This window comes from Bacillus sp. AFS073361 (genome assembly GCF_002567005.1).
In the GTDB taxonomy this organism is placed as follows: Bacteria; Bacillota; Bacilli; order Bacillales; family Cytobacillaceae; genus Neobacillus.
Genome location: NZ_NUZU01000037.1, coordinates 233,365 through 259,212 on the forward strand (window position 1 = coordinate 233,365; position 25,848 = coordinate 259,212).

General features: G+C 38.4%; 27 protein-coding genes. 21 read left to right on the plus strand and 6 right to left on the minus strand.

The genetic code is table 11. From position 1 onward, the window contains the following. Positions 1-3 precede the first annotated feature (3 nt). Genes COJ96_RS18725 through COJ96_RS18775 form a run of 11 tightly spaced genes read left to right on the plus strand, consistent with a single transcriptional unit; the run spans position 4 to position 9,087 of the window. Positions 4-1,473, plus strand: a complete 1,470-nt coding sequence (locus tag COJ96_RS18725; protein ID WP_098575315.1) for an adenosylcobinamide amidohydrolase — start codon at positions 4-6, stop codon at positions 1,471-1,473. Continuing rightward, positions 1,467-2,450, plus strand: a complete 984-nt coding sequence (cbiB, locus tag COJ96_RS18730; RefSeq protein WP_098575316.1) for an adenosylcobinamide-phosphate synthase CbiB — start codon at positions 1,467-1,469, stop codon at positions 2,448-2,450. The genes COJ96_RS18725 and cbiB overlap by 7 nt, the downstream gene beginning before the upstream one ends. Beyond that, positions 2,407-3,492, plus strand: coding sequence for a threonine-phosphate decarboxylase CobD (cobD, locus tag COJ96_RS18735; protein ID WP_098575317.1), 1,086 nt, complete (start codon positions 2,407-2,409; stop codon positions 3,490-3,492). The genes cbiB and cobD overlap by 44 nt, the downstream gene beginning before the upstream one ends. Next, positions 3,465-4,037: a bifunctional adenosylcobinamide kinase/adenosylcobinamide-phosphate guanylyltransferase gene (locus tag COJ96_RS18740; protein WP_098575318.1), complete on the plus strand. Its 573-nt coding sequence runs from the start codon at positions 3,465-3,467 to the stop codon at positions 4,035-4,037. Before cobD ends, COJ96_RS18740 begins: the two co-directional genes overlap by 28 nt. Then, on the plus strand, positions 4,034-5,539 hold the full coding sequence (locus tag COJ96_RS18745) for a cobyric acid synthase (protein ID WP_098575319.1): 1,506 nt from the start codon (positions 4,034-4,036) through the stop codon (positions 5,537-5,539). Before COJ96_RS18740 ends, COJ96_RS18745 begins: the two co-directional genes overlap by 4 nt. Next, complete coding sequence (gene cobS, locus COJ96_RS18750; RefSeq protein ID WP_306460603.1) at positions 5,536-6,327, plus strand: adenosylcobinamide-GDP ribazoletransferase; 792 nt, start codon at positions 5,536-5,538, stop codon at positions 6,325-6,327. The genes COJ96_RS18745 and cobS overlap by 4 nt, the downstream gene beginning before the upstream one ends. After that, the gene (locus COJ96_RS18755) at positions 6,285-6,896 is read left to right on the plus strand and encodes a histidine phosphatase family protein (protein ID WP_098575321.1); all 612 of its coding nucleotides are present in this window, start codon (positions 6,285-6,287) and stop codon (positions 6,894-6,896) included. Before cobS ends, COJ96_RS18755 begins: the two co-directional genes overlap by 43 nt. Then, on the plus strand, positions 6,848-7,282 hold the full coding sequence (locus tag COJ96_RS18760; RefSeq protein ID WP_098575322.1) for a bifunctional adenosylcobinamide kinase/adenosylcobinamide-phosphate guanylyltransferase: 435 nt from the start codon (positions 6,848-6,850) through the stop codon (positions 7,280-7,282). The genes COJ96_RS18755 and COJ96_RS18760 overlap by 49 nt, the downstream gene beginning before the upstream one ends. 15 nt (positions 7,283-7,297) lie before the next feature. After that, positions 7,298-7,882: a cob(I)yrinic acid a,c-diamide adenosyltransferase gene (locus COJ96_RS18765; protein WP_098575323.1), complete on the plus strand. Its 585-nt coding sequence runs from the start codon at positions 7,298-7,300 to the stop codon at positions 7,880-7,882. Beyond that, positions 7,883-8,374: an ECF transporter S component gene (locus COJ96_RS18770; RefSeq protein ID WP_098575324.1), complete on the plus strand. Its 492-nt coding sequence runs from the start codon at positions 7,883-7,885 to the stop codon at positions 8,372-8,374. Continuing rightward, complete coding sequence (locus COJ96_RS18775) at positions 8,371-9,087, plus strand: ATP-binding protein (protein WP_098575325.1); 717 nt, start codon at positions 8,371-8,373, stop codon at positions 9,085-9,087. The genes COJ96_RS18770 and COJ96_RS18775 overlap by 4 nt, the downstream gene beginning before the upstream one ends. Before the next feature lie 24 nt (positions 9,088-9,111). Here the strand turns inward: COJ96_RS18775 and COJ96_RS18780 are convergent, their stop codons facing one another. Next, entirely contained in the window at positions 9,112-11,205 is a 2,094-nt protein-coding gene (locus COJ96_RS18780) for a transglycosylase domain-containing protein (protein ID WP_098575326.1), read from the minus strand. Positions 11,206-11,421: 216 nt separating this feature from the next. Here COJ96_RS18780 and COJ96_RS18785 point away from each other — a divergent pair, with 216 nt between their 5' ends. The 4 genes from COJ96_RS18785 to COJ96_RS18800 all read left to right on the plus strand — a co-directional run bounded on the left by COJ96_RS18785 (position 11,422) and on the right by COJ96_RS18800 (position 15,191). Beyond that, positions 11,422-12,111 carry an ABC transporter ATP-binding protein gene (locus COJ96_RS18785; RefSeq protein WP_098575327.1) on the plus strand — a complete coding sequence of 230 codons (690 nt, stop codon included), beginning with the start codon at positions 11,422-11,424 and terminating at the stop codon, positions 12,109-12,111. Next, entirely contained in the window at positions 12,108-13,460 is a 1,353-nt protein-coding gene (locus COJ96_RS18790) for an ABC transporter permease (protein ID WP_098575328.1), read from the plus strand. Before COJ96_RS18785 ends, COJ96_RS18790 begins: the two co-directional genes overlap by 4 nt. Before the next feature lie 107 nt (positions 13,461-13,567). Then, entirely contained in the window at positions 13,568-13,834 is a 267-nt protein-coding gene (locus COJ96_RS18795) for a phage holin (RefSeq protein ID WP_098575329.1), read from the plus strand. 133 nt (positions 13,835-13,967) lie between these two features. Beyond that, on the plus strand, positions 13,968-15,191 hold the full coding sequence (locus COJ96_RS18800; RefSeq protein WP_098575330.1) for an MDR family MFS transporter: 1,224 nt from the start codon (positions 13,968-13,970) through the stop codon (positions 15,189-15,191). A gap of 44 nt (positions 15,192-15,235) precedes the next feature. On the opposite strand, the gene COJ96_RS18805 is transcribed toward COJ96_RS18800, so the two are convergent. Continuing rightward, positions 15,236-16,180: an aldo/keto reductase family protein gene (locus COJ96_RS18805; protein ID WP_098575331.1), complete on the minus strand. Its 945-nt coding sequence runs from the start codon at positions 16,178-16,180 to the stop codon at positions 15,236-15,238. A 203-nt stretch (positions 16,181-16,383) separates the two neighbouring features. On the opposite strand from COJ96_RS18805, the gene COJ96_RS18810 reads away from it, so the two are divergent. Then, a complete protein-coding gene (locus COJ96_RS18810) occupies positions 16,384-16,611 on the plus strand; it encodes a hypothetical protein (protein WP_098575332.1) in 228 nt (75 codons plus the stop codon). A gap of 18 nt (positions 16,612-16,629) precedes the next feature. Here COJ96_RS18810 and COJ96_RS18815 read toward each other — a convergent pair whose 3' ends face one another. Next, positions 16,630-16,866 (minus strand): YczF family membrane protein, encoded by a 237-nt coding sequence (locus COJ96_RS18815; RefSeq protein WP_098575333.1) that lies wholly within the window; start codon positions 16,864-16,866, stop codon positions 16,630-16,632. Between the two features lie 203 nt (positions 16,867-17,069). Between COJ96_RS18815 and COJ96_RS18820 the strand changes: the two genes are divergently transcribed. From COJ96_RS18820 to COJ96_RS18835, 4 genes are all read left to right on the plus strand, one after another. Continuing rightward, positions 17,070-18,656: a spore germination protein gene (locus COJ96_RS18820; RefSeq protein ID WP_098575508.1), complete on the plus strand. Its 1,587-nt coding sequence runs from the start codon at positions 17,070-17,072 to the stop codon at positions 18,654-18,656. Further along, positions 18,656-19,867: a Ger(x)C family spore germination protein gene (locus COJ96_RS18825; RefSeq protein ID WP_098575334.1), complete on the plus strand. Its 1,212-nt coding sequence runs from the start codon at positions 18,656-18,658 to the stop codon at positions 19,865-19,867. Before COJ96_RS18820 ends, COJ96_RS18825 begins: the two co-directional genes overlap by 1 nt. A gap of 33 nt (positions 19,868-19,900) precedes the next feature. Then, positions 19,901-21,007: a GerAB/ArcD/ProY family transporter gene (locus COJ96_RS18830; protein ID WP_098575335.1), complete on the plus strand. Its 1,107-nt coding sequence runs from the start codon at positions 19,901-19,903 to the stop codon at positions 21,005-21,007. A gap of 62 nt (positions 21,008-21,069) precedes the next feature. After that, positions 21,070-22,176 carry a GerAB/ArcD/ProY family transporter gene (locus COJ96_RS18835; protein WP_098575336.1) on the plus strand — a complete coding sequence of 369 codons (1,107 nt, stop codon included), beginning with the start codon at positions 21,070-21,072 and terminating at the stop codon, positions 22,174-22,176. Between the two features lie 22 nt (positions 22,177-22,198). Here the strand turns inward: COJ96_RS18835 and COJ96_RS18840 are convergent, their stop codons facing one another. The 3 genes from COJ96_RS18840 to COJ96_RS18850 form a co-directional block, all read right to left on the minus strand. Further along, positions 22,199-23,857 carry a PAS domain-containing sensor histidine kinase gene (locus tag COJ96_RS18840; RefSeq protein ID WP_098575337.1) on the minus strand — a complete coding sequence of 553 codons (1,659 nt, stop codon included), beginning with the start codon at positions 23,855-23,857 and terminating at the stop codon, positions 22,199-22,201. Positions 23,858-23,961: 104 nt separating this feature from the next. Next, positions 23,962-24,465, minus strand: a complete 504-nt coding sequence (locus COJ96_RS18845; protein ID WP_098575338.1) for a GNAT family N-acetyltransferase — start codon at positions 24,463-24,465, stop codon at positions 23,962-23,964. Positions 24,466-24,658: 193 nt separating this feature from the next. Then, positions 24,659-24,811 (minus strand): YpzG family protein, encoded by a 153-nt coding sequence (locus tag COJ96_RS18850; RefSeq protein WP_098575339.1) that lies wholly within the window; start codon positions 24,809-24,811, stop codon positions 24,659-24,661. Positions 24,812-25,067: 256 nt separating this feature from the next. Between COJ96_RS18850 and fabG the strand changes: the two genes are divergently transcribed. Then, complete coding sequence (gene fabG / locus COJ96_RS18855; protein WP_098575340.1) at positions 25,068-25,832, plus strand: 3-oxoacyl-ACP reductase FabG; 765 nt, start codon at positions 25,068-25,070, stop codon at positions 25,830-25,832. The last annotated feature ends 16 nt before the right edge of the window (positions 25,833-25,848 follow it).

Here is a 25,848-nt window from a genome sequence, read left to right on the forward strand (position 1 = left end):
TGGATGCTAAGCGTTCAACAGGTTTCTGGCGGATACACGAGCGAAGCAGTACTGGAGGAGATTTCTTTTGAAGTGGAAAAGGGAGAACTTTTTGGAATCCTCGGACCGAATGGAAGTGGGAAGACAACCCTTTTAAAAATGCTAAGCGGTATTTTACCAATCCAAAAAGGTGAAATCCTTATCAACGGAAAACGGCTCCAGCATTACAAGGCAAAACAATTGGCCAAAATAATTGCTGTTCTGTCCCAACATTCCTCACAATCTTTCTCTTATACGGTGAAAGAGACCGTTTCACTCGGGCGTTATGCCCATCAAAAGGGTTTGTTTCAATCATGGGGTTCCGTCGATGAAGAAGTTGTTCAAAGAGTAATGAAGCAAATTGGTGTTTCAAGATTCCAAAATAAAAATATTCAGGAGTTATCAGGAGGGGAAAAACAAAGAGTTTTTCTTGCACAAGCTTTAGCCCAGGAGCCTGAAATTCTTTTATTAGATGAACCAACAAATCATTTAGATTTATCCTATCAAAAGGAATTGTTAGATTTCTTAAAACAATGGACATCAGAAAATCGTTTAACGGTCATCTCTATTTTTCATGATTTAAACCTTGCGGGGCTTTATTGTGACCGGCTGCTCCTCCTTGAAAACGGACGGATTAATATCAATCACATTCCGAATGAGGTCCTTCGTGAAGAACGAATCAGAGACGTCTACCATACCGACATTCAAAAACACCCTCATCCTAGAGTCGCTGCGCCACAGATGGCATTATTGCCAAAAGTAAATCACAACAATATCATGTTTACAATTGATGAGTCGAGGTTACAGATGTCAGAAGAATGGATTGAATTAACTTCTCCCATGCCGTTAAGAACCATGTCCTCAGGAGTAATTGGTTCGGGGACTGGATGGCATCAGTCGTTTGTGAATCGACATGTCAATAAGGATTACGAATGTAGTGACCATCGCAGAGAGATGGCCTTATTTCTAAAATCAAAAGGGTTTGAACCGTCGGAAACAGTGGGCATGATGACAGCAGTAATTTTGGAAGATGTTGTTTACAAAAGATATACGGGTACTGGCTTCTCGATATTTGTAGTGGTAACAGCAGGGGTTGGAAATGCGATTGATGCTTCCAAGAGTGAACTACATTCATTTGATATGGTACCTGGAACCATTAATACATGGATATTTATCGAAGGGGAGTTAACTGAAGAAGCCTTTATTCAAAGCATCATGACTGCCACTGAAACAAAGGTTAAGGCAATGAATGATCTAAAAGTAATGGATGAAGTGACCGGAACCTTCGCGACTGGAACCTCGACCGATAGTATATTAATTGCTGCTACCCAATCTGGCGAGGTGCTGGAATATGCAGGAACGATAACCCCATTAGGAAAGCTCATTAGCAAAGCTGTTTATCAATGCACGACAGAAGCGATTCAAAAATCAAGCAAAAGGAAACGAACATGTTAGTTTATCATTTAGCCGCGATAACCATTGCGTACATTATCGATATGTTTATTGGCGATCCACCCCACTGGCCTCATCCTGTTAAATGGATTGGTACAATGATTTCATTTCTTGAAAAACGATTAAATAAGGGAAAGTTTAAAAAATGGAAAGGGGTGGGAATGCTCCTTTTTATTTTACTCTTTGTTTATTCACTTGTATTCGTTGTAATTTTGGCAAGTTATCGTGTTCAGCCATTTGTTGGGATATTAATAGAAAGTATCATTATATCAACAACTATTGCTCAAAAGAGTTTAAAGGGAGCGGCACTAGAAGTCTATCGACCATTAAGTGCAGGGGAACTTTCTGAAGCGAGGAAAAAACTTTCTTATATTGTTGGCCGTGATACAGAAAACCTTGATGAGGGTGAAATTGCTCGGGGGGCAATTGAGACGGTGGCTGAAAATACAAGTGATGGGGTGACTGCCCCCATGTTTTGGGCACTCATTGGCGGGGCACCACTGGCGATGGTTTATCGAGCCACAAATACATGTGATTCAATGGTGGGCCACATGAACGATAGATATAAAGAATTTGGCTGGGCTTCTGCAAAATGGGATGATGTGATGAATTGGATTCCCAGTCGATTAACAGGCATGACCATGCTGATTGGAAGTCGACCAGAAAAGACAGGTTTTAGGCAGGCATGGATGATTTTGTTCCGTGATGCGAAAAAGCACCCAAGCCCAAACAGCGGCTGGGGAGAGGCGGCTGTTGCAGCTATTTTAGGGATCCAGCTAGGTGGTATCAACTATTACAAAGGAAACTTATCTAACCGCGCAAAAATGGGTGACCCGTTTCAAATAATCCAAGCATCACAGATCCTTGGCGCCAATTCTATTCTTAGCAGGACGGTTTTTCTGTTTTTACTACTATTATGGATAGGGGGAATACTCATTGAGTTGGCCATCACATGGATCGAATCCGCAATATTTATATAAAGCTATGGGGTTAGCGCTCCCAAAGGAGTTTATCGATTTTAGCGCAAATATAAATCCACTTGGTCCACCACCTTCACTAAAGGAAAAGTGGGTGGATTTTTTTCGAGAAATTCATGTGTACCCAGATCCGTTTGCCATAAAGCTTACGAACATGATTTCAAAAGCAGAACAAACCGAGAGGGATACTATTTTAATTGGCAATGGTGGAGCAGAATTGATTACGCTGCTTGGTCGAATGCTTGCTCGCAAAAGAGTCCTTCTCGTCGAGCCGACTTTTTCAGAATATGAAGAAGTATGTCGGGTCAATCAATGTGAAATTGTCTACCATCAATTAATTGAGCCAGACTTTACATTGAATCTTAGTGATTTACGCTCTAGTCTAGTAGATGTGGATGCTTTGTTTTTGTGCAATCCTAATAACCCAACCGGTATTCACTATCCGCCGTCAACAATGATCTCGATTATAGAAGAGTGTGAAAAACGAGATTGCCTTGTCATCTTAGATGAAGCATTTTTTGATTTTTTAATCGAATATGAATCAGTTGTTCCATACATAAACAAGTTTTCAAATTTAATCATTATTCGCTCATTGACAAAGATGTTTGCGATACCAGGTATCCGCTTGGGATACTTAGTCGCACAACCAGCAATAGTTTCAGAACTGAGCAAGCTCCAATCTCATTGGAGCACTAATACCATTGCGTTATTAGCTGGGGAGCTTTGTCTTCAAAACGAAGCTTTTATTAAAGAAACACAGGAATATATTGATTGTGAGAGAAAGAGGCTTTTTTCTTTTTTTTATCACAATAACTATATTGCTTCGTCATCTGATGTAAATTTTTACTTACTACAGGACCCGCATTTACAGGATCAGTTCACATTATTTGAGTTTCTTCTTCATCAGGGCATCATTCCCCGCCATACTTTTAATTTTCCAGGCTTGGATGGAAGATGGCTGCGTTTTGCTATAAAAGGTCATGAAGAAAATAATCAATTAATGGAGGTGTTAGCTAAATGGCGGAATCAACATTCATCTTCATAACGGGTGGTGTGAGGAGCGGGAAGAGCAGTTTTGCAGAGAAGCAAGCAATAAAATTGGCAAGTAAAACTGGTGGTCGACTTTGTTATCTTGCTACGGGTGTTGCTTCTGATCCAGAAATGCAGGAACGAATTGGAAAACACCAACGGGATCGCTTAACAGGGGGCTATCAGTGGAAAACATATGAACAGTCCGTTCAAATAGGAAAGATAGCAAATGATTTTAAAGCCGAGGATGTGGTTTTACTAGATTGTCTTACCACACTATTAAATAATGAACTTTTTTCTTCGGAGCAAAAGTGGGATGAACGATTTTTAACCACGGTTAAAGATACGATCCTCACCGGGATTACTTCTATAAAAGAACGTGTGGGAACGATGTTAATCGTGAGTAATGAGGTTTTAAATGAGTCCCCCTTTGGCAATGAGATGGTGTTCACTTATGGGCGCTTACTTGGACAAGTCCATCAGTACTTAGTCAAGGAGGCGGACCAAGTGTTTTTAGTTGAAGCTGGAATTCCGATCGTTATCAAGGGGGCTATATCATGAAAGGACTCATGATTCAGGGGACAGCTTCAGATGTGGGCAAAAGTTTAATCGTCACTGCCCTGTGCCGAATCCTATCTAACGAGGGGGTAAGTGTTACCCCATTTAAATCGCAGAACATGTCTAATAACTCATATGTAACGAGAGAAGGTAAGGAGATTGGAAGAGCTCAAGGAATTCAAGCAGAGGCTGCTAGAACAGAGCCATCGGTATGGATGAATCCGATTCTATTAAAGCCCCGTTCCGCACAGGATGCTGAAATTGTTTACCTGGGGAAAGCGATTGAGACCCTTTCAGGGCGCGGGTATCGGGATCACTTTTATGAAAAGGGATTAGCAGTGATTAAGGAATCCCTACAGCATCTTGCTGATAAATATGATGTAGTGGTAATCGAAGGAGCCGGCAGTCCAGTTGAAATTAATTTAAAGGACCGCGAACTTGTTAATATGAAGGTGGCCGAATTGGCGGATATACCAGTTGTCCTTGTTGCTGATATTGATCGGGGCGGAGTGTTTGCAAGTATTGTTGGCACGCTTGAATTACTGGAACCTAATGAAAGGGAAAGAATCGTCGGTGTGATTATTAATAAATTTCGCGGTGATCTCAGCTTATTTGAGGACGGAGTTCAGTGGATTGAAGAGAAAACAGGTGTGCCTGTATTAGGTGTATTGCCGTTTGTGGAAAATCATATGATTGATGGCGAGGACTCATTATCGATCAGGACCCAATTTGCCTATCCGAAAAAAGGGACACTAGATATTGCTGTCATCCACCTCCCGTTTATTTCAAATTATAGTGACTTGGAGCCATTCTTATTTGAAGAAGATGTAACAATCCGCTGGGTCAAGCATGCAAGTGAATTCGGACAACCTGATGCAATTATTATACCTGGTACAAAAAGTACCATCCGTGATCTGCAAAATTTACAAGATAAACAGTTAGATATTTTAATCAAAAAACATGTGGCAAATGGTGGTTTTATTTTAGGGATCTGTGGTGGGTATCAAATCCTTGGCGAAGAATTGATTGATAAATCTGGCAGCGACACAAATATTCCTAACTTTCATGCTAAAGGATTAAGTTTGATCCCAGCGACGACTACTTTTTATCAAGATAAAGAAACTAATCCTGTCAATGCCCAGTATCATCAAGCTACTGGATTGCCTGCACATCAACGGTTAGAGGGCTATGAAATCCATTTAGGAAAGACTACCTTTTCTAATGAGGCTAAACCATTTTTAACCTTAGCCAACGGGGATGATGAGGGGTATTTCGGAAATGACGGTCAAATTATTGGTACATATCTTCACCATCTTTTTCATAATGATGAGTGGAGAAATCAATGGTTAAACATGATCCGGAAAAAGAAAGCACTGCCAGTCCAAGGGGTCAAATCTATTAGCGTGTATAAAGATAAACGATTTGATATTTTGGCAGATGAGATGAAAAGTCACTTTAGATGGGATCTGATGAAAAAGCTCATCCATCAATGGGGTACAAAATGATGAAGTTCTGGAAAGGTTTTTTAATCGATATTCAATTTTTTACGGCAATCCCGATCAAATTAGAATTGCCAATGGATCAGGAACATCTTAAAAAGGCAGTGCAGGCATTTCCGCTGGTAGGATTACTACAAGGGATCATTTATTCAGCAATCTTCTATTTTTGTTCGGAATTCACTCCATTTAGCCATCTTGCTGCAGCCCTCTTACTATGGCTGGCAACAATTTTCTTGACGGGAGGAATCCATCTCGATGGCTGGATGGATGCGAGTGATGCTTTTTTTTCCTATCAAGATCAAGAGAAAAGGCTTGAAATCATGAAGGATCCTAGGACAGGTGCATTCGGAGTTCTATCCATTTTAGTTTTATTAAGTTGTCGGTTTCTTTTTATTTATGAAAGTACAGTGAATGTTGAAAACGTACTTTTTATCATTATTGCAATGATTCCGTTTTTAAGTAAAAGTGTTATGGGAGTACTGTTGTTAACCGTGAGGGCAGCCAAAAATGAAGGTCTCGGAGCGTTGTTCCAAAAAGCAGCGAAACCGCAGTCACTTTGGCCGTATCCTTTTTACCTAATCTGTCTACTGATTTTAGTTAGTTTTTTTAGTAAAGAATTCTTCATTATAGGTATATTAATTCTGATTGCAGCCTGCTGTACATTTCTTTTTCGCCGAAAAGCTATGAAATGGTTTGGCGGTATTACCGGGGATGTTTTAGGCGCTGCGGTGGAAGGGATTGAGTTACTATTATGGATGACCGTGTGGTTATTGCACTATTTCGTCATGGAGTAACCGAAGAAAATAAACGAAAAGCCTATTTGGGCTGGAGTGATTCCCCCTTATCACCTGAAACAAAGGATCGCGTCAGTTCAAAAAATTATGAGCATTATTATTCTAGTGATTTGCAAAGATGTGTTAAGACAGGAGAAAGATTATTTTCAAATGCTAGTATAAAACTTATCAAAGAATTACGAGAAATGAATTTCGGTCAATGGGAAGGGAAAACGTACGAAGAATTAAAAGAAAATGTTCACTATCGCAACTGGCTGAAAGCTCCTAATTTACATATAACGCCAAAAGGTGAAGGGTATCAGGAATTTACCCAGAGGGTAGACTCTGGCTGGACAAAAATTACCGACGAGGTTCTTAGATCAGACCTAAAGAGCTGTGCGGTAATTACTCATGGTGGAGTTATTCGTTATCTGTTATCTAGGTTTGCACCGGACCGAAAAGAATTTTGGGCCTGGCAAGTAAATCATGATCAAGGGTACGAACTCATTTTTGAAAGAGAAGCACTAAGGAGAGGTGAACGATGCATTTTATTATTGGAGGTGCCTTTAACGGCAAAAGGGCATGGGTAAAGAACACCTATAGCTGTTATGAGAATAAACATTGGGTTTCAGCTTATGATGGCCGCTCTATCCCGAAAAATCTAATTGATTTCGACCAAAGAGTGATCATACTTGAAGGAGTAGAAATTTGGCTAAAAGATTTAACTGCGAGATTCGATACCGATAAGTGTCGGGAATTCTGGGCAAATTGTTTGGAGGAATGGGACACTTGGGAAAATACAGCCGAGCAGCGTAAGTTAATTGTGATTGGAACTGATATATCCAAAGGAATTGTTCCAATGGAGGCAGAAAATAGACGATGGCGGGATGTAACTGGTTGGGCTTATCAAGATATCGCCTCCAAAGCAGAAAAAGTTGACGTCATTTGGTATGGATTAAACCAAACAATAAAGTAAAGGGGAATGGAAAAGATGAGAATTTACACAAGAACAGGTGATAAAGGAAAAACGAGCATCATCGGTGGAAGAGTAGATAAAGATGATACCCGCGTTGAAGCATACGGTACAGTGGACGAAGTGAATTGCTTTGTCGGTCAGGCTATTCAAGAGCTAGACACCCATTTATTTAAGGACGTGCTGGCCGATCTTGAAAAAATTCAACATGAATTATTTGATTGTGGCGGGGACCTTGCAAATGTGACGGCGAAGCGAGAATTAAAACTTCACCAAGAATCTATTGATTACCTTGAAAAGAAAATCGATGAGTTCATTGAAGAAGCGCCTGAGTTAGAGCGATTTATTTTACCAGGAGGAACCAAACCATCAGCAACCATTCATATTGCTAGAACAGTGACTAGACGTGCAGAACGATTAGTAGTTAAGTTAGTAAAAGCTGATCCGAAAACATCTGAACTTGCGTTGATGTATCTAAACCGTCTATCAGATTATTTCTTTGCGCTGGCAAGAGTAATCAACTTCCGATTAAAGGTCAGTGATGTGGAATATGTTCGCAGTGCCAATGTGTTTAGAGATGGAAAGCGGAAGGAGGAAAAGTAAATGAAAGGAAAATGGGTTAGCGGTCTGGCCATGTTAACAGCATTGTCTGTGGTCGGAGCTATGATTAAGATTCCAGCGATAGTCGGGAGCGTCGCACTGGATGCATTTCCTGCACTTTTGGCATCAGTTTTGTTTGGAGCAGGGGCAGGTGCAATAGTGGGGGCATTTGGGCATCTAATATCGGCGTTAATCGGTGGGTTCCCATTAGGGCCCTTGCACTTTTTAATTGCTGGTGAAATGGCCCTGTTGGTTTGGGTTTTTGGGGTCATGTATAAAAATAATAAATTTTTAGCATGTGTTGTTTTCATCATTGGAAATTCCTTGGTTGCTCCGTTACCATTTATTTATTTAATGAATGTAGGATTTTATTTGGGGATTATTCCTTCCTTGCTCATTGGCTCCGTCATTAATACGGTCATCGCAATGGTTGCAATTCCCCGTCTCAATTCACTTGTATCTCATAGATTGCACAATCAGGATGTTAAACAATGAGGGATATCGTAACCATTCCTTTTAGTGAGGGGGACTCCCTTATTATTGCATGTGATAATAGCGGAGCCATTGGAATGAAGGAGCAGGACCATGTTCATATCTCCTATGATACGGTCGCTTATTACGCATTCAGAGTTTCCGTAATGGAATGTATTGCAGCAGGAGGGGAACCTGTTTCAGTGCTGCTCCATAATTTTTGCGGTAATGAACCATGGGATCAGTTAGTTAGTGGAATAGAAAAGGGACTGTCTGAACTAAAGTTCTCAGATGTAAGGATAACTGGAAGTACAGAAAGTAACTTTCAACTTCTGCAATCTGCGATAGGGTTAATGGTCTTGGGAAAGAAGTCGTCTGCTAAAATAACTGATCTTGCTTTCACTAAACACTTGAAAATAGCTGTTATTGGTTTGCCGCTAGTTGGCAACGAAGTAATCGAACTAAACGACCAGGTTGCACCGCTAGCTATTTTTCATGAGGTGAGTTTGATTAAGGGAGCAATGCTGTGGCCGGTAGGTTCTAAAGGGATCCTGTATGAACTCAATCAAATGTTCCCAAATGAAATGATAACACAAGAACGGGTGGTTACTACTGTTGATATCATTAAATCAGCTGGCCCATCCACCTGTTTCATTGTGTGTTTTCAACCCGATCAAGAAGAAATTATCCGAAAAATCACAGGGGAATTGTTATATACCATAGAAATAAGAAAATAGCACCGTCAGGGGTGCTATTTTCTATTACTGCTGAATTCTTTCAATGAGAGAATTAACTCCCTTGCCAACCTTATATAAAACTTGATCCAATTTTTCTTTCCAACCTGGAGCATTTTCTTTGATCTTTTGCCCGATTTTTTGAGCATTTTCATTTAATTCTTTGCTTATTTTCTTTGCCTGTTCATTGATACTCTCCATTGAAGTGCTTTTTCCTGCGAGTTGATCATTGATTGAAACAACATCAAAACGCTCTTTAGGAAGATGTTGAACGGATTTCTTCATAATCTCCTTAAAGATAGGCACCACATTAGCCGAGCTAGGGCTTGGCAAGTAATGTTCCCGATCGGTTTGGTCAAACCCTATCCAGATGGCGCCAACCAGATTTGGCGTATATCCCACCATCCATTGGTCCTTCGTTCCACTAATATTATTAAAAGGCAGCTGGGTTGACCCCGTCTTTCCGGCTATTTGGACATCAGGGATACGAGCTCGCCTTGCAGTTCCTGTTTCTACTACATTTAGGAGCATCGATGTCATTTCATCTGTGACTTCTTTTGATGTTACTTTTGTGGTTTTTGCTTCATGCTCCGCAATCACATTTCCAGTTGGACCAACTATCTTAGTAATTAAATGACTGTCTTCTCGTTTTCCGCCATTTGGGAAAGTTGAAAAGGCGTTAGCCATTTGTAAGGGGGAGACCCCGGTACTCATTCCGCCCAGTGCAATGGCGAGGTTCTTATCTGCTTTTTCGACAGGGATACCGAACTTTTTCAATGAATCGATTCCCTTATTTAAACCAATCTTATTTAAAAGCCAAACTGCAGGGATATTCAGTGACTTTTCAAGCGCCTTGTACATTTCAACCTTTCCTTCGTAGGTTTTTGAAAAATTCTCTGGTTTATAATTTCCGAACTTGATGGGTTTGTCGACGAGCTCGGATGAGTACTTGTAGCCTTCTTCAAGGGCAGGTGTATATACTGCCAGTGGTTTGATTGATGATCCAGGCTGTGCTCGTAATTGTGTTGCCCTATTAAAGCCTCGGAAAATATGCTCACCACGTCCTCCAACTAGGGCACTCACTCCGCCTGTTGCAGGGTCCATTAGAACAGAGCCACTTTGAACAAGTTTTCCCCCTCTACTGCGCGGGAACAAATAGTCTTCACTATACACTTTTTCAAGATCAGTTTGAAGATTTTGATCCATCGCGGTGTAAATTCGATAGCCTCTAGTTAGGATTTCTTCTTGGGTTAAACCATATTTATTGATTGCTTCATTCAGGACTGCATCCACATAATATGGATATTTCCTTTCCACATTGCTTCCGCCGCCATCCTTAAGACGGATTTTTTCTTTTTTCGCTGTGTTATATTGTGAACTAGTTATCATCCCTTGTTCTTTCATTTTACTTAATACAGTATTTCTTCTTTTCATAGCTAAATCGTAGTTGTTATATGGATCTAGGTAATTCGGTGAATGCAGCAATCCGGCTAGCATTGCGGCCTCACTGACAGAAACGTCTTTAATATTTTTATCAAAATATTTTTTTGAAGCGTTACTGATACCCCAGGATCCGCTCCCGAAATAAACCTGATTAAGGTACATCTGTAATATCTCGTTTTTTGTATAAACTTTTTCAATTTTTACGGCTAAAAATAATTCCTCTGCTTTTCGCTTATAGGTTCGTTCAGGAGATAGCAGGGCATTTTTTGTTAACTGCTGGGTTAACGTACTGCCGCCCCCAGTGATCCTGCCCGCAAACAAGTTACTGAAAAAGGCACGAGCAATACCCTTAATATCAAAGCCGCCATGCTCATAGAATCGTTCATCTTCGATTGCCACCACGGCATTTGGGACATACTTAGGCAGCTCCTCGATTTTTACTCCTTTGGTTCGATTGGTGGCAACATTACTAGCGATTTTCCCTTTTTTATCATAGATAACGGTCGGTTGACTGAGCCCTTGCTTTAGTGATTCTACATTTGCTCTCATTGCAATCCAACCGAAGTAAAGAATGGTTGATAAAACAACGACTAGGATTAGTAATAATGATATTTGTGTTAAATGTTTGTTCTTCCAGAAACGAACAATCTTTTCCCAATATGGATGCAATTTCTCCATGTGATCTCCTTACTTTCAAAATGTAATTTTCATTCATTATAAATATTATCAATCAAAAAGACTAGTAAAAGCCCATATAGCAAGTAATATTCCCATATGTAACCAAAAAAACTTAAGAGAATCCAACCAGTTATAAAAAAATTTATTAACTTTGTAGGGGTTAAGTGAGTAGGCTTCGTCTATTAGTGTGAAGTGATTGGGAAACAGGAGGAAATTATGATAACAATAAAAAATCTAAGCCATGACTTTGTGATTGGAAAAAAAGGACGACAAACGATTATTCCAGTACTGAGAGATATTTCTTTTAGTGTAGAAAAGGGTGAAATCGTCACTATTGTCGGGAGAAGCGGTTCTGGAAAATCCACGCTCCTTAACTTGGTTAGTGGTTTTATTCATCCGAAAGAGGGTGAAATTTGGATTAGCGGGGAAAAAGTTTCGGAATTAAATGAATCAAGATTCGCGGACTTCCGAATTAATCATCTAGGATTTATTTTTCAAAGCTTTCAATTAATACCGAGCATGACCGCTTTTCAAAACGTAGAATTGCCGTTGATTTTAAAAGGTGTAAATGAAAAGGAAAGAAAAGTGCAAACCGAAAGTATGCTGCAAAAAGTGGGATTACTAGATTACCAGGATCATTATCCTGGAGAGCTGTCAGGCGGGCAGCAGCAGCGGGTAAGTATCGCTCGTGCCTTAATTGTCAATCCCCCGATTATTCTTGCCGATGAACCAACAGGCAGCCTTGATAGTGAAACAGAGGAAGAGTTATTGAAATTCATTAAAGAATTAAACAGAGATTTGGGAATCACCTTTTTGATTATCACTCATGATGACAAAGTGGCTGAGATCGGGAACCGCAAGATTGAGTTAATAGATGGCCGCATGGCTGAGGAGGTGCTGGTATGAAACTAAGAGATCAATTTCGCTTCGTCCGCCAGAATATGAAGAAAAATAGAACAAGAGTATTTATGACGATTCTTGCCACAGCGATGGGTTGTGCCTTCTTAATTGTACTCGCCTCAGTAGGGTTTGGATTACAGAAATCGGTGGTAAAGGAAATCACCGAACGAAGGGTCATAACCCAAATTGATGTTCATGGTAAGGAAACAAAAGATGAAGGGGTGTATCGCGCATTAAATGATAAAGATGTCCAATTGTTTGAAAAGATAAACGATGTAAAAGCGGTGACAAGAAGGAAAATGTTACAGCAGGAGGGTGTTTTTTCAATTGGAAAATATCAAGAATCGGCACCAACTTTTGTGGCGAATTTTCCAGCTGAATTAAAAGCTGGTTTTGAATTATCGGAAGGGCATTTGCCAAAAGGGAAAAATGAAGTGGTCATTGGCTATAATTTCTTAACTAATCTTGCTGACAAGGATGCGGGCGAAGATTTGTATAATGAAAAAGGACAGATTAAAGGTGAGTATCTCTATAAAGGAGAGTTACTTGGAAAAGACATTGTATTAACTGTCCAACAGTTTAAAGAGGGAAAACAAATAGAAAAAAAGATCCCATTAAAAATAGTGGGTATCTCTAAAAAGCCAACAAAAGAATGGGCACAGGATAGTAGTGTCTTTATTTCTGATGAGATGTTAACTGAAATTGAGAGGTTTACGGGGACACCCAAAGGATACATGTTGGATATTAATACAAAAGAGATACCGGAAGATCTTGTAAACAATAAAAATATGTATGATGAAGTAAAGATTTATGCAAAAAACATGGAAGCAGTCCAAAGTATCTCTGACCAATTAAAAGAAAAGAATTATGCAACATATTCTGTTGTCAATGAATTAAAAGAGGTCAATATGGTGTTTATGATTGCAAAGGCTGGCCTTATATTTATTGGTACAATTGCTATTCTCATTGCTTCCATTGGTATTTACAATACGATGACGATGGCGGTGACTGAGCGGGCCCCTGATATTGGCATCATGAAAGCAATCGGTGCCAACCCGAAAACCATTAAACGAATCTTTCTGCTTGAAAGCAGTTATATTGGGCTAATCGGTGCTCTTATTGGGACGATCGTTTCGTATGGAATTAGCTATACGGTTAATTTTGCCATTCCATTAATTATCAAACAGGCGTTTGGCCAAGAAACAGAATTAGACCTAATTTTTAGTGATATTCCGCTTGTTTTACCGATTATCTGTGTGGTAATTTGTTACGCTGTAACTATCATTTCAGGATTACGCCCAGCACAGCGCGCAACAAAGGTTGATGTCTTAAAAGCTATGAGAAGAGAAGTGTAATGTAATGAATAAAGATTAAAACCTTTGATACTTGCGGACAACCATTTCCTCATCCAAGCATATGTTAATAGAAAGATTGTTAACTATAAAGGGAGAGGATGGGGAAGATGATTAACTGGAAAGTCCGATTAAGAAACAAGAACTGGGTAATCGCATTTGTATCCCAAATTATGATTGTGGCTCAGATGCTGCTAGAGTGTTTAAATTCCTTTGGAATCATTGATTTTCAGCTGACTGATTCGATACAGAATAGTGTGTTAACTTTTGTTAATGCCGTCTTTGTTGTGTTGTCGTTGTTAGGAATAGTACAGGATCCAACCACAAAGGGATATAAGGATAGTGAACGAGCGTTAACATACAAGGATCCAAACTAGTGTAATATAGTCAGTTCCATAATCGGGACTGGCTTTTTTGTTCTTAGAACAGTGAGAAAATTCTTTACATTAGTCATACAAATTGATTTACTAGATATTGACTAAAAAAAATTCTGAGAGGCAGTACATATATATGGTAAAAGTAAAAAACTATATCAGGCAATTTCATCCAATCGTCTGGGTGTTATTAATAGGAACCGTTTTATCACGAGGCGCTTCTTTTATGACTCTTCCTTTCCTATCTATCTACTTATCCAGGCATATGGATCTGTCGCCAATCGTCATCGGCTTAACCGTAGGGATGAGTCCATTAATGGCAACAGTTGGTGGTTTTATTGGCGGTCATTTATCAGATCGGTTTGGACGTAAACCTGTCATGCTCATCTCATTATTTACGGTCGCCCTTGTTTATTATGGATTTACGGTTGCAAATAGTGAGGGCTGGTTTATCCTTTTAAACGCATTAAACGGACTGTCCAACTCATTTTTTGAGCCAACCGCTCAAGCCCTAATGGCGGATTTAACCGATAAAGAAAAGCGGATGAAGGTATATTCATTACGATATACAGCCATGAATATTGGAGCATCGGTAGGTCCGTTAGTTGGAGCATACTTAGCCAGTACATCCGCAAAGCTATCCTTTGCAATAACTGGAACCACTTATTTAATGTATGCAATGGTGCTAGTGTACCTGATGAAGAGACTAGTCCTAACTCAGCCTGGACAAAACAAGAAGGGTGTCTCTTTCGGTGATGCATTTAAAATTATTAGAACGGATAAAGCATTAAGGTATCTAATCATTGGTATTATTTTGGTCAATATGGGCTATGTACAAATTGATTCCAACTTGCCGCAAATACTTGAAGGTACAGTCGAAAATGGCATTGTCATTTTTTCAACACTGATTACAATAAATGCGGTAATGGTTGTTTTCCTGCAAATGCCCATTAGTCACATTGCTGAGAAGTTCCGGTTAATGCAGGTAATGGTTGTTGGTGCTGTATTTATGGCAGCAGGATTAGTTGTCTTTAGTTTTGTGAACGGCTGGGTATCTGCCATCCTAGCCATTGTGTTCCTAACCATAGGTGAAATTTTAATTTTCCCTTCCAACAGCATGATGATTGATCAATTGGCACCCGAACATTTGCGTGGAACTTATTTCGGGGCAGCACAATTTCGGAAGATTGGAAATTTTTTAGGGCCAATTATTGGCGGCTTTCTACTTAGTCAGTTTCAAGGCCAAATCATGTTTTGGGTTCTCACGATCACAACTCTGGGTAGTGTGGTTTTCTTCTTAGCAGGAAATAAATTTTACAGAATTAACGAAAAAACTCCAAACCTTGAGAAAACAATTTGAGTAAAAAATGCCTCTGGAAAGGAAACCAGAGGCATCATCTTTATCTATCTAAGGATATCTTCAATTCTTGCCAGAGTTTCATCGTTAAGCTTAACACCCGACGCTTTAACATTTTCCTCCAATTGCTCAGGACGGCTTGCACCGACAAGTGCACTGGCTACATTCTCTTGCCGCAAGATCCAAGCAAGGGCAAGATTAGCGAGGGAAAGTTCATTGTCTTGGGCTACCTCTTTTAAAAGTTCTACTTTATCAAGGTTCTCATCCATTAATAAGCCAAAAAGATTGCTGTATTTTTCCTGTGAAGCCCTGCTCCCGGTTGGAGCTTGTTGGCCTTTTTTATACTTGCCAGTCAGGACACCCTGGGCGAGCGGGGACCAGACAACCTGCCCAATTCCATGCTTTTCACTTACAGGCAGGACTTCTTTTTCAATATAACGTTGTAGCATGCTGTATTGCGGCTGATTGACTACTATACGATCAAGCAGCTTTTTGTCGGCAAGATGAACAGCTTCGGTAATTTGTTCAGCCGTCCACTCACTTACTCCAACATACAAGACTTTTCCTTGACGGACTAAATCATCAAGTGCACGTAAAGTTTCGTCGAGCGGTGTATGAGGGTCATAACGATGGCAATAATATACGTCTACATAATCAGTGTTAAGACGTTTAAGACTAGCATGGCATTGTTCAATTACATGCTTACGAGATAATCCTTTATCATTCGGACCATCACCCATTGGCCAGAATACTTTAGTAGCCAATACAAAAGAATCACGTACATATTTTTTTAGGGCCTTTCCTACTACGATTTCAGCTTCCCCACGCATATAAACATTGGCCGTATCAAAAAAGTTGATCCCTAATTCGTAGGCTTTATCAATCGAAGCGGCTGCATTTTGTTCCTCTACATAGCCTCCGTATGTAAGCCAGCTTCCTAAGCTTATTTCACTTACCTTTAAGCCAGTGTTTCCTAAGCGACGATATTCCATTTTATTAATTCCCTCCTAAAAAATTTCGTTACTCAAAATAAAAATACAACAAAATTTACCTAAAAGTCCACAATTTAGTGAGTTTTTGCTAAAATAAGAATATACAGATATTTACAAAGTAAATTATACGAAAATTTGTGATAGCTTTTCTATTAGGTTTTTTCGAATAAGATTTATTATCTATTTGAAAAGGAGTTCTTACAATGTGGTTTTGGATCATTATTTCATCACTATTGTTTGTCCTATTGCTGATAGTTGAGGAATTTACCTATTATTTTTGGAATCGGTATGTGTATGGGCCAAATATAAAAGGTAAAAGGAGATGGTTAAGTAGACTAGTACTAGGTACGGTTGTATTAATTAAAAGGTTGTTCCGCAGAAGAGAAAAAGAATTACCAAAAACGAAGACAGATAAGGGCCTTCCATTATAAGGGAGGCTCTTATTTATTTTAATTCGTGGGATTTTGTTTTTTCTTTTTCTTATTTAAATAACCGCCAAAGGTATCGATGATGAAAAACAATAGAAATAAAAAAATTATTACATATTCAGCGGGTTCCATTACTTTAAAAGGGTTTACCGCCTTCCAAATAATTCCTGAAATACTTATACCCATTAAAAGATCTAGTGAAACAATTAGGATTACACTAAACGTCGCCAATAAGCAAGTTACAAAAAATATTTTCAACACCATCACACCTTTTGGTATCATATTGTCTTTATTCTTTAATTATTAGTAGTTCCTTATTCCAGTTTAAAAATGTTTATCATGCTTGTTTTAACCTTTTTCAATGGGATAAAGTGGCAGCCTTTGGGCAATATATCCAATAATGGATGAAAAGTAAATAAATAATCGTAAGCGAGGCGGGTATTGTGTCGATTTTGTCTAAAATGCTCAAAAATAAACAAAAAAAGAGACAGGACGATAATTATAAGCAAAAACAAGATCCGCAAAAACCAGAGGATTTGCCTATTTTAAGAGATTATCAAGAGAATATCTCTCGTTTAAAAGAGGAGACTGGCAATGGCAGCGATATAAACGTCCGCGAGTTTAAGATCGGTTCCCATAAAGGCGGACTTGTTTTTATTGATGGATTGGCTAGTGATCAAGCTATAGCCGACTTTATTCTAGAATCAGTGATAGAAAAAGAAGTACCCGAAGGACCGATAGATATTTTTCAATTCATGATGGATGAAACAATGGCACTGGGAAATGTAAAGACAATTGAAAATTGGAATCAAGTATTTGATTCATTATTTTCTGGAAATACAGTCATCTTTTTGCAAGGATGCAACAAAGCAATTAGCGGCGAAACCAAAGGCTGGGAAAAGCGGGCCATTTCAGAACCCTCAACCCAATTATCGATTCGAGGTCCAAAAGATTCATTTACAGAGACACTCCGGACGAACACGGCTTTAATACGCCGTCGTGTAAAAAGCCCTAACTTACGGGTAGATTCCATGAAAATAGGTACTGTTTCCCAATCTGATATCGCAATCTTATATATTGATGGAATTGCCAATGAAAAAATTGTTGGTGAAGTTAAAGAAAGGCTTCAACGAATCAATATCGATTCCGTCCTCGGTTCTGGTTATATAGAGCAATTAATTGAGGATCAAACTTGGACAACATTCCCAACAACGTACCATTCAGAAAGACCGGATGTCGTTACATCCCATTTATTAGAGGGGAGAATTGCGATCATTTGTGATGGCACTCCATTTGTTGTGACAGTTCCAGCTATCTTTATTCAATTTTTCCAAGCACCAGATGATTATTATTCACGATTTGACATTTCAACTGGTATACGAATATTAAGAATTCTAGCCTTCCTTATTGCCGTAATTGGACCATCCGTTTATATTGCCGCGACTACCTTTCATCAAGAAATGATTCCGACAACCATGGCAATCGCTATTGCGGCCCAACGTGAAAGTGTTCCATTTCCAGCCTTTGTTGAGGCATTAATTATGGAAGTAACGTTTGAAATATTAAGGGAAGCGGGATTAAGACTTCCAAGGGCTGTTGGCCAAGCCGTTTCGATAGTAGGGGCCCTGGTTATTGGGCAGGCCGCAGTACAGGCTGGGTTCGTTTCGCCAGTAATGGTTATTGTGGTTTCGATTACCGCCATCGCAAATTTTTCCACTCCCGTTTTTGCTATGGCGATTGCAGCAAGATTAGTTCGCTTTGTTTTAATGGGATTAGCGACAGTATTGGGATTTTATGGAATCATGTTAGGGCTAATGTTCATGACGATCCATTTATGTTCACTTCGTTCATTTGGAATTCCGTACATGATGCCGCTCGCACCTTTTAACCTTCATAATCAACAAGATGCATTTGTTCGTTTTCCTGTCTGGGCTATCAAAAATAGACCAATGTTTATTAGTAAAGGCAACATGAAAAGGACCGGGGAAAACCAAAAGCCTGGACCTCCAAAGCAATCGGAAAATCAATCTAAAAATGGTGAAGAATAATGAAAAAATTCTTGCTTGTGATGTTGGTATTAATAATGTTTATACCAATCCTCAGTGCATGTTGGAATCAGAAAGAACTCACAGACTTGGCCTTTGTGATGGCACTGGGTATTGATCGGGGAGACGATAATTTGTACCATGTCTCCTTTCAGCTTGTTAATCCTGCGAATGTTTCAGCAGGACAAACTGGAGGAGGTCAAGGTCTGCCGATTGCCGTTTATAAAAGCAAGGGGAGGACGATTACAGAAGCAGCGAGAAATGCAACGAAAAAAGTTTCCCGACGGCTATATTATGCACATACCAATTTAGTGGTTATAAGTGAAGAGGTAGCTAGGGATAGAACTTTAATGCTTAAAATGCTGGATGCCTTTGCAAGGGACCCAGAGTTCAGAACTACTACAGAGATCGTTATTGCAAGAGGTTCTAGCGCAGAGCAAATCGTAACTACGCTGACTATTCTTGATAAACTGCCTGTTACCAAAATTACTAAAGAGTTAAAATTTACAGAATCAATGAAAGGGGAGAACATGAGTATAAGTATTGATGATTTGATTGACGGAATCGTCGGAAACGGGAAAGAACCGATATTAAATGGTTATAAACTAATTGGAATAAAAGAAGAAGCCAATAAAGCAACCAATCTGCAAAAAACAACCACGGATGCTTTTCTCTCAGCGGATGGACTCGCAGTCATTAAAGATGGGGCATTGATTGATTGGATAGAAAGTAAAAAGTCTCGCGGGGTCATATGGATTTTAAATAAAGCCAAGAGTACTGATATTACCCTTAAATGGAATGGGAAGAAAAATGCCCTTAGTATCGTCCCTATTCGGTCAAAAACCAAGGTTTCACCTGTATTTAAAAACGGAAAACCCGTTATTAATATAAAGATTGAGAACGAGGGCTGGGTGAGTGAAGCAAATACAGCTATTGACTTGATGGATCCAAAAACGATAGGAAAAATTGAAAAGTTAACGGAGAAAGCAATTAAGAAGGAAGTACAGACGACTGTGAAGGAAGTGAAAAGGCTAAAGTGCGATATTTTTGGGTTTGGTGATGTTGTTCATAAAGCCAATCCTGTCCTATGGAAAAAACTAAAGGGAGATTGGAACAATTATTTTGCAGACATTGAGGTGAATGTTAAGGTGGATACTTACGTCCGGCGTGAAGGGGTTCGGACGAATCCGTTTTGGTCTGATATTAATAAATAACGCTTTTTTTAAAAGGTGGGAGAATGGTAATACATGGAAAAGGCGAAAGTTAGTTCCTTCCAAATGTTCGTTCTGATTGTTATGTTTGAGATGGGGAGTGCCATTCTTCTTGGACTTGGATCACAAGTGAAACAGGACTCCTGGATCGCTATTTTGTTCGGATTAGCTGGCGGAATCATTGTCTTTTTCATTTATTACCGCTTATATATGTACTTTCCTGACCTGCCTTTAACTAGTTATCTTCAAAAAATAGTTGGTAAATGGCTTGGACGGATAATTGGCTTTTTATATATTATTTATTTTATTTATATTGCTTCAAGGGTATTGAGAGATTTCGGGGAGTTATTAACTACGACGATTTACAATAGCACCCCTTTGTTTGTAATCAATACATTGATGATTATTACTATTATCTATGGGCTCCATAAAGGGTTTGAAGTAATAGCCCGAGTAGGCGAAATATTTTTTGGAGTGGTCTATTTTGCAGCTATTTTAGGCATGCTGTTAATCGTTTTTTCTGGTTTGATTCATTTAGGAAACTTAAAACCAATTTTAGAAAATGGTTGGAAACCCATAATAAAAACATTACTAAGAGAAACCATCGTCTTTCCCTTTGGTGAAATGGTTGTCTTTACGATGCTTCTCCCGTTTTTAAATGAGAAAAGTAAGGCTAAAATTGTTTGTATTGGCGGGATGATCTTGGCTGGAATAAATATTACTATTACATCGATTGTTAATATTACTGTATTAGGAGTGAGCCTCTATTATCGTTCCACCTTCCCCTTATTAACCACGATAGGAAAAATCCAGATTGCCGATTTTATCGAACGTTTAGATGTATTATTTATGCTCTATTTAATCATTGGTGGTTTTTTTAAAATTTCCATTTTTTATTATGCAGCGGTAGCAGGGGCTGCTGATATCTTTCAAATTAAAAATCAACGAAAGCTTGGATTCCCTATTGGACTTATCGTTTTGTTTTCATCAATAACGATTGCATCTAATTTTGCAGAATTTATTAAGGAGGGGGTAGATATTGTTACACTGTATTTATCTTGGCCCTTTCAAATTATAATCCCATCCATCTTACTAATCATTGCGTTTTTTCGTGATCGAAAGAAAAGAACAAGTTCAGCTTAAGGCGAAATGGATTTTGGAATAGATGTACTAAATAACCCTTCTAAAGGGGGGAAAATACTTAAATGGAAAAAGTAAAAATAAGTACAACCCAATTATTTGTCCTAGTTGTATTGTTTGAAATGGGCAGTGCAATTCTGGTGGGGATTGCAGCAGGTGCCAAACAGGATGCATGGATTGCTGTATTGATGGGTTTAATCGGTGGATTAATGGTCTTCTATGTGTATTATCGATTATTTGTGTACTATCCTGACCTGCCCTTAACTAGTTATCTTCAAGAAATAATTGGGAAATGGTTTGGCCGGTTAATTGGAGTATTATATGTTGTTTATTTTTTATATTGTGCATCAAGAGTTTTACGGGATTTTGGAGAGTTATTATCTTCGACCATTTATAACAGTACTCCTTTATTTGTAATCAATTCCTTAATGATTCTTACGATAATTTATGCTATCCATAAAGGATTTGAAGTAATATCAAGGGTTGGAGAAATTTTCTTTGCAGTTGTCTATGTGACAGCAATATTAGGAATGCTCTTAATTGTATTTTCTGGTTTGATCCATTTAGAAAACTTAAAACCAATTTTAGAAAACGGGATGAAACCTGTCATAAAAACATTTCTAACGCAAACCATTACCTTTCCCTTTGGAGAAATGGTCGTTTTTACGATGCTGCTTCCATTCTTAAGGGATAAAAAGAAGGCTAAGATTGTTTGTTTGAGTGGGATGATCTTAAGTGGGATAAATATTACCATAACAGTAATCGTAAATATTTCTGTATTAGGAGTGGCTCTTTTTCATCGATCTACTTTCCCACTTTTAACCACTGTTGGCCGAATTCAAATTGCTGATTTTATTGAACGTTTAGACGTATTATTTATGCTCTATCTAATTATTGGCGGTTTTTTCAAAATTGCAATTTACTTTTATGCAGCAGTAGCTGGTGCAGCGGATATCTTTCGAATTCCTAATCAACGCAAAATTGGCTTCCCTTTAGGTCTAATAGTTTTATTTGCATCAGTTACCATTGCTTCCAATTATGCAGAACATATAAAGGAAGGGTTGATTTTGGTCCCACTTTATTTGCATTGGCCATTTCAAATAATCATCCCGTCTTCCTTACTAATTATTGCCTTTTTCCGGAATAAGAAGAAAAAGAAAAGCCCGGCATGATAGCTCGGGCTTAAATTATTTATTATATTTTTTCATTGGCCAATCGGTGAGTATATTGCTTAACAGGCAGGGATATCTGGACAGATGTCCCTTGATACTTTTGACTGTTGAAATGTATCGTGCCTTGGTGTGATTCAACAATCTTGAAACTTACCGTTAATCCGAGCCCTGTTCCTTTTTCTTTTGAAGAATAAAATGGTTCGCCAATTTTCTCTAATCTTTCTTTTGAAATTCCACAGCCAGTGTCATTAATATTGATTACTACTTTATTTTCTTCTAACTGTTCTAAATGAATTGAAACAGTTCCACCCTTTGGTGAAGCCTCAATCGAATTCTTAATAAGATTGATAAATAATTGCTTGAGTTGGTTGGGTTCACACTCAATCAAAATTTCATTCTCTGGAAAGGAGGATTCGATTTGGACATTGTATAAACTGGCTTCGGTGCTCAACAATGAAATGACATCCTTCAATATCTTTTGAAGGACTGCTTGGGTATATTTTAATATTTGCGGTTTGGCTAATAATAAAAGTTCTCCAACAATATGATTGATTCGGTTTAATTCGTCTAACATAATTTGATAATAGTAATCGTGCTTACTATCTTCTATTTGTAAAAGCTGAACAAACCCTTTTAAAGATGTTAGTGGATTCCTAATTTCATGAGCAACACTTGCAGATAATTCACCTACAATCGATAACTTTTCCGTCCTTCTAAGACGTTCTTCAGTTTCTCTTAATTTGGTGACATCACTGCCATAGCCAATAATTCCAGCAATCTTCCCATTTATAATGATTGGGAGGGAGGTACATTGTAAGATGATCCGATTCCCGTTTGCATGTGGAATGTTGATCTCATACAAGACTGGTTTAATTTCTTCAACAACCGTGGATATAAATTCAGGCAGATATCTGATATACCTTTTCGGTAATAAATTTATTATATTTTTTCCAATCATTTCTTCTCGTTTAAAACCGGTAATGACATCATATTGTGAATTTAAATTGGTGACAGTCCCACTCAAATCCATCATATAAACAATATCTGGACTGTATTCAAACAATGATTTATATTGTTGCTGACTTTCTGCCAATTTTAACGCCATTTCCTTTTTCTCGGTAATATCACGTCCGATGATTACCAAGCCTTGCCTGGTGCCATCACTATTAAATAAAGGCACTTTAATCGTGTCAAAGATTTTTACTGACCCGTCTGGGACAGGAAGGACTTCTTCAATTCGAGTAATGGCCCGATTATTCCATGCTTCTTCATCAGAAATTTCACAATATCTGAGAGCATCACCATAAAAGTCAGTATAATTGGCTAATTCAGAGTCCTTTTTCCCTCGATAATCCACATTCTCAAGTTGAAACAAATGTAACCCAAATTCATTGGCTTCAATCCAACGTCCTTGTCCATCCTTAAAGTTAACAAAATCAACCATTGAATTAATTAATGTAGATAACCGTTTTTGATCCTCCTTGGTAGCAGATAATTCCTCTTTTTTACTGATAAAAAAATAAAGAAATCCTCCGGTAACCAATATATATAAAATCTCTTTTATCCTTTCAACCGCATTAACTATTGAAGAGGGTATAAACTTTTCAATTAAATAATTGGACCCAAAGATCCAAATAATACTTGTAATTAAGTAAAACAGGATCAGCCTTTTTTTATTCATGGAAATCTCCAGTTCTGTTCAATAAATATGGTACATAGTCTATAGTACTAGAAAAACCATTATATTGGAATAATACAATGGTAGAAATTGTAGAATCCCTTTAATTATTGGATTCTTTTCCCAAGAATAAGTAAATCTCTCTCAACGCCATCTAGTTCAGCTATATTTGGAAGATGGGCCCATTTCTCAAAACCAAATCCTTTAAAAAGCTTGATACTAGGTTCGTTATGACCAAAAATAAAGCCAAGCAGGGTTTTGATGTTTAAGCCTGGACAAGCATCTATTGCCTTTTGAATTAAAAATTTACCTAGTTTTCTCCCTCGAAAGTCTGGATGAATATAAATACTGATTTCCGCCGTTGCATTATAAGCTTTGCGCCCGTAAAAGGATTGGAAGCTTACCCATGCGCAAATTACACCTTTGTCTTCCACAACCCATAATGGCCGAAAAGCAGGTGAATGTTCATGAAACCATTGTAACCGATTCTCCACTGAAATTGGTTCTAAATCGGCTGTAACCATCCTGCTTGCTATGGTTGTATTGTAAATATCAATAATGGCTGCCAAATCACTCAAATTTGCATCTCTAATCGTAAAGTCATCAAACATGTCAATTACCACTCCAGTTTTTTATGGTCTAATAGATTTTATATTAACTTTTGGAACTAACATTATCAATAACGACGTACGATGATTATTGAAAAAAAAAAACCTTTTCTCGAAATTGTTCTCCGAGAAAAGGCCTTTTCATTTTATGACAATTTATTTCTAAACTGCCATAACTCGTTTCTTGGCCAAACCCTTACCAGCGATGGGCTTTGGCATTACTCCTTAGAATGATCTGGTTTTGAGACATTTTTGTTTGTCCATTAACCTGTGCTTTGGTATGCTTCGCTCTCGTTGTACCATAATGAAAAAGCTCAGAGTGCGGATCTAATTGATCTTTATAGCTCATCAAATCACCTCATTAAAGGATTTGAAACGAAGATATTCTATTGAATATCATATTTATCATTTGTAAAAAAACAGGAAAATAGTCATTGAAACTGAAATTATTAAATGTAAATAAACACTTGTATTATCTGAAAGTTCAGAATAAAATAAAGTTACATACCAACCGGTAGGTATGCTTTAGCGTGGTTAAGCATACGATAGTTTAATGGAATTAACTAGTAATTTTCGAATAAGAATGATACCGGAGGAGAATAAAAATGACAGGAAGATTTGCTGGAAAAGTAGCTTTTGTAACGGGTGGAAGCCGTGGAATTGGAAAAGGAATCGTTGAGCTTTTTGCCAAAGAAGGGGCTAAGGTTGCATTAATTGATTTAAATGAAGAGGCGTTAAGTGAAACAACCATTGCATTGAAAGAAAAAGGTGTTGATGTGTATTCGAAAGTTGCAAATGTCGTGGATGCGGAGCAAGTTGAAACCGTGATGAAAGAGGTTTATGAAGCTTTCGGATCCATTGATATCTTAGTTAATAATGCGGGTGTAATCCGTGACAATCTATTATTTAAAATGACAGATTCAGACTGGCAAATGGTCATGGATGTGCACTTAAAAGGGTCATTCAATGCAGCCCGTGCTGCACAAAAATATATGGTCGAAAATAAATATGGCCGTATAATCAATATTTCATCAACTTCTGCACTTGGAAATCGCGGTCAGGCCAATTATGCTGCCGCCAAGGCGGGGTTGCAGGGCTTTACAAAAACACTCGCAATCGAGTTAGGGAAATACGGGATTACTGCCAACTCGGTAGCCCCTGGATTTATTGAAACAGAGATGACCAAAGAAACTGCTGCTAGAATCGGGATTCCATTTGAACAGCTCATTCAAGCGAGTGTGGCAAGTATCCCAGTTGGCAGAAGTGGAAAGCCAGCAGATATTGCCAATGCAGTTGCCTTTTTTGCGGATGAAAATTCATCGTTCGTTAATGGTCAAGTGATTTATGTTGCTGGCGGACCAAAATGCTAAATAGATGAGGTGAGGG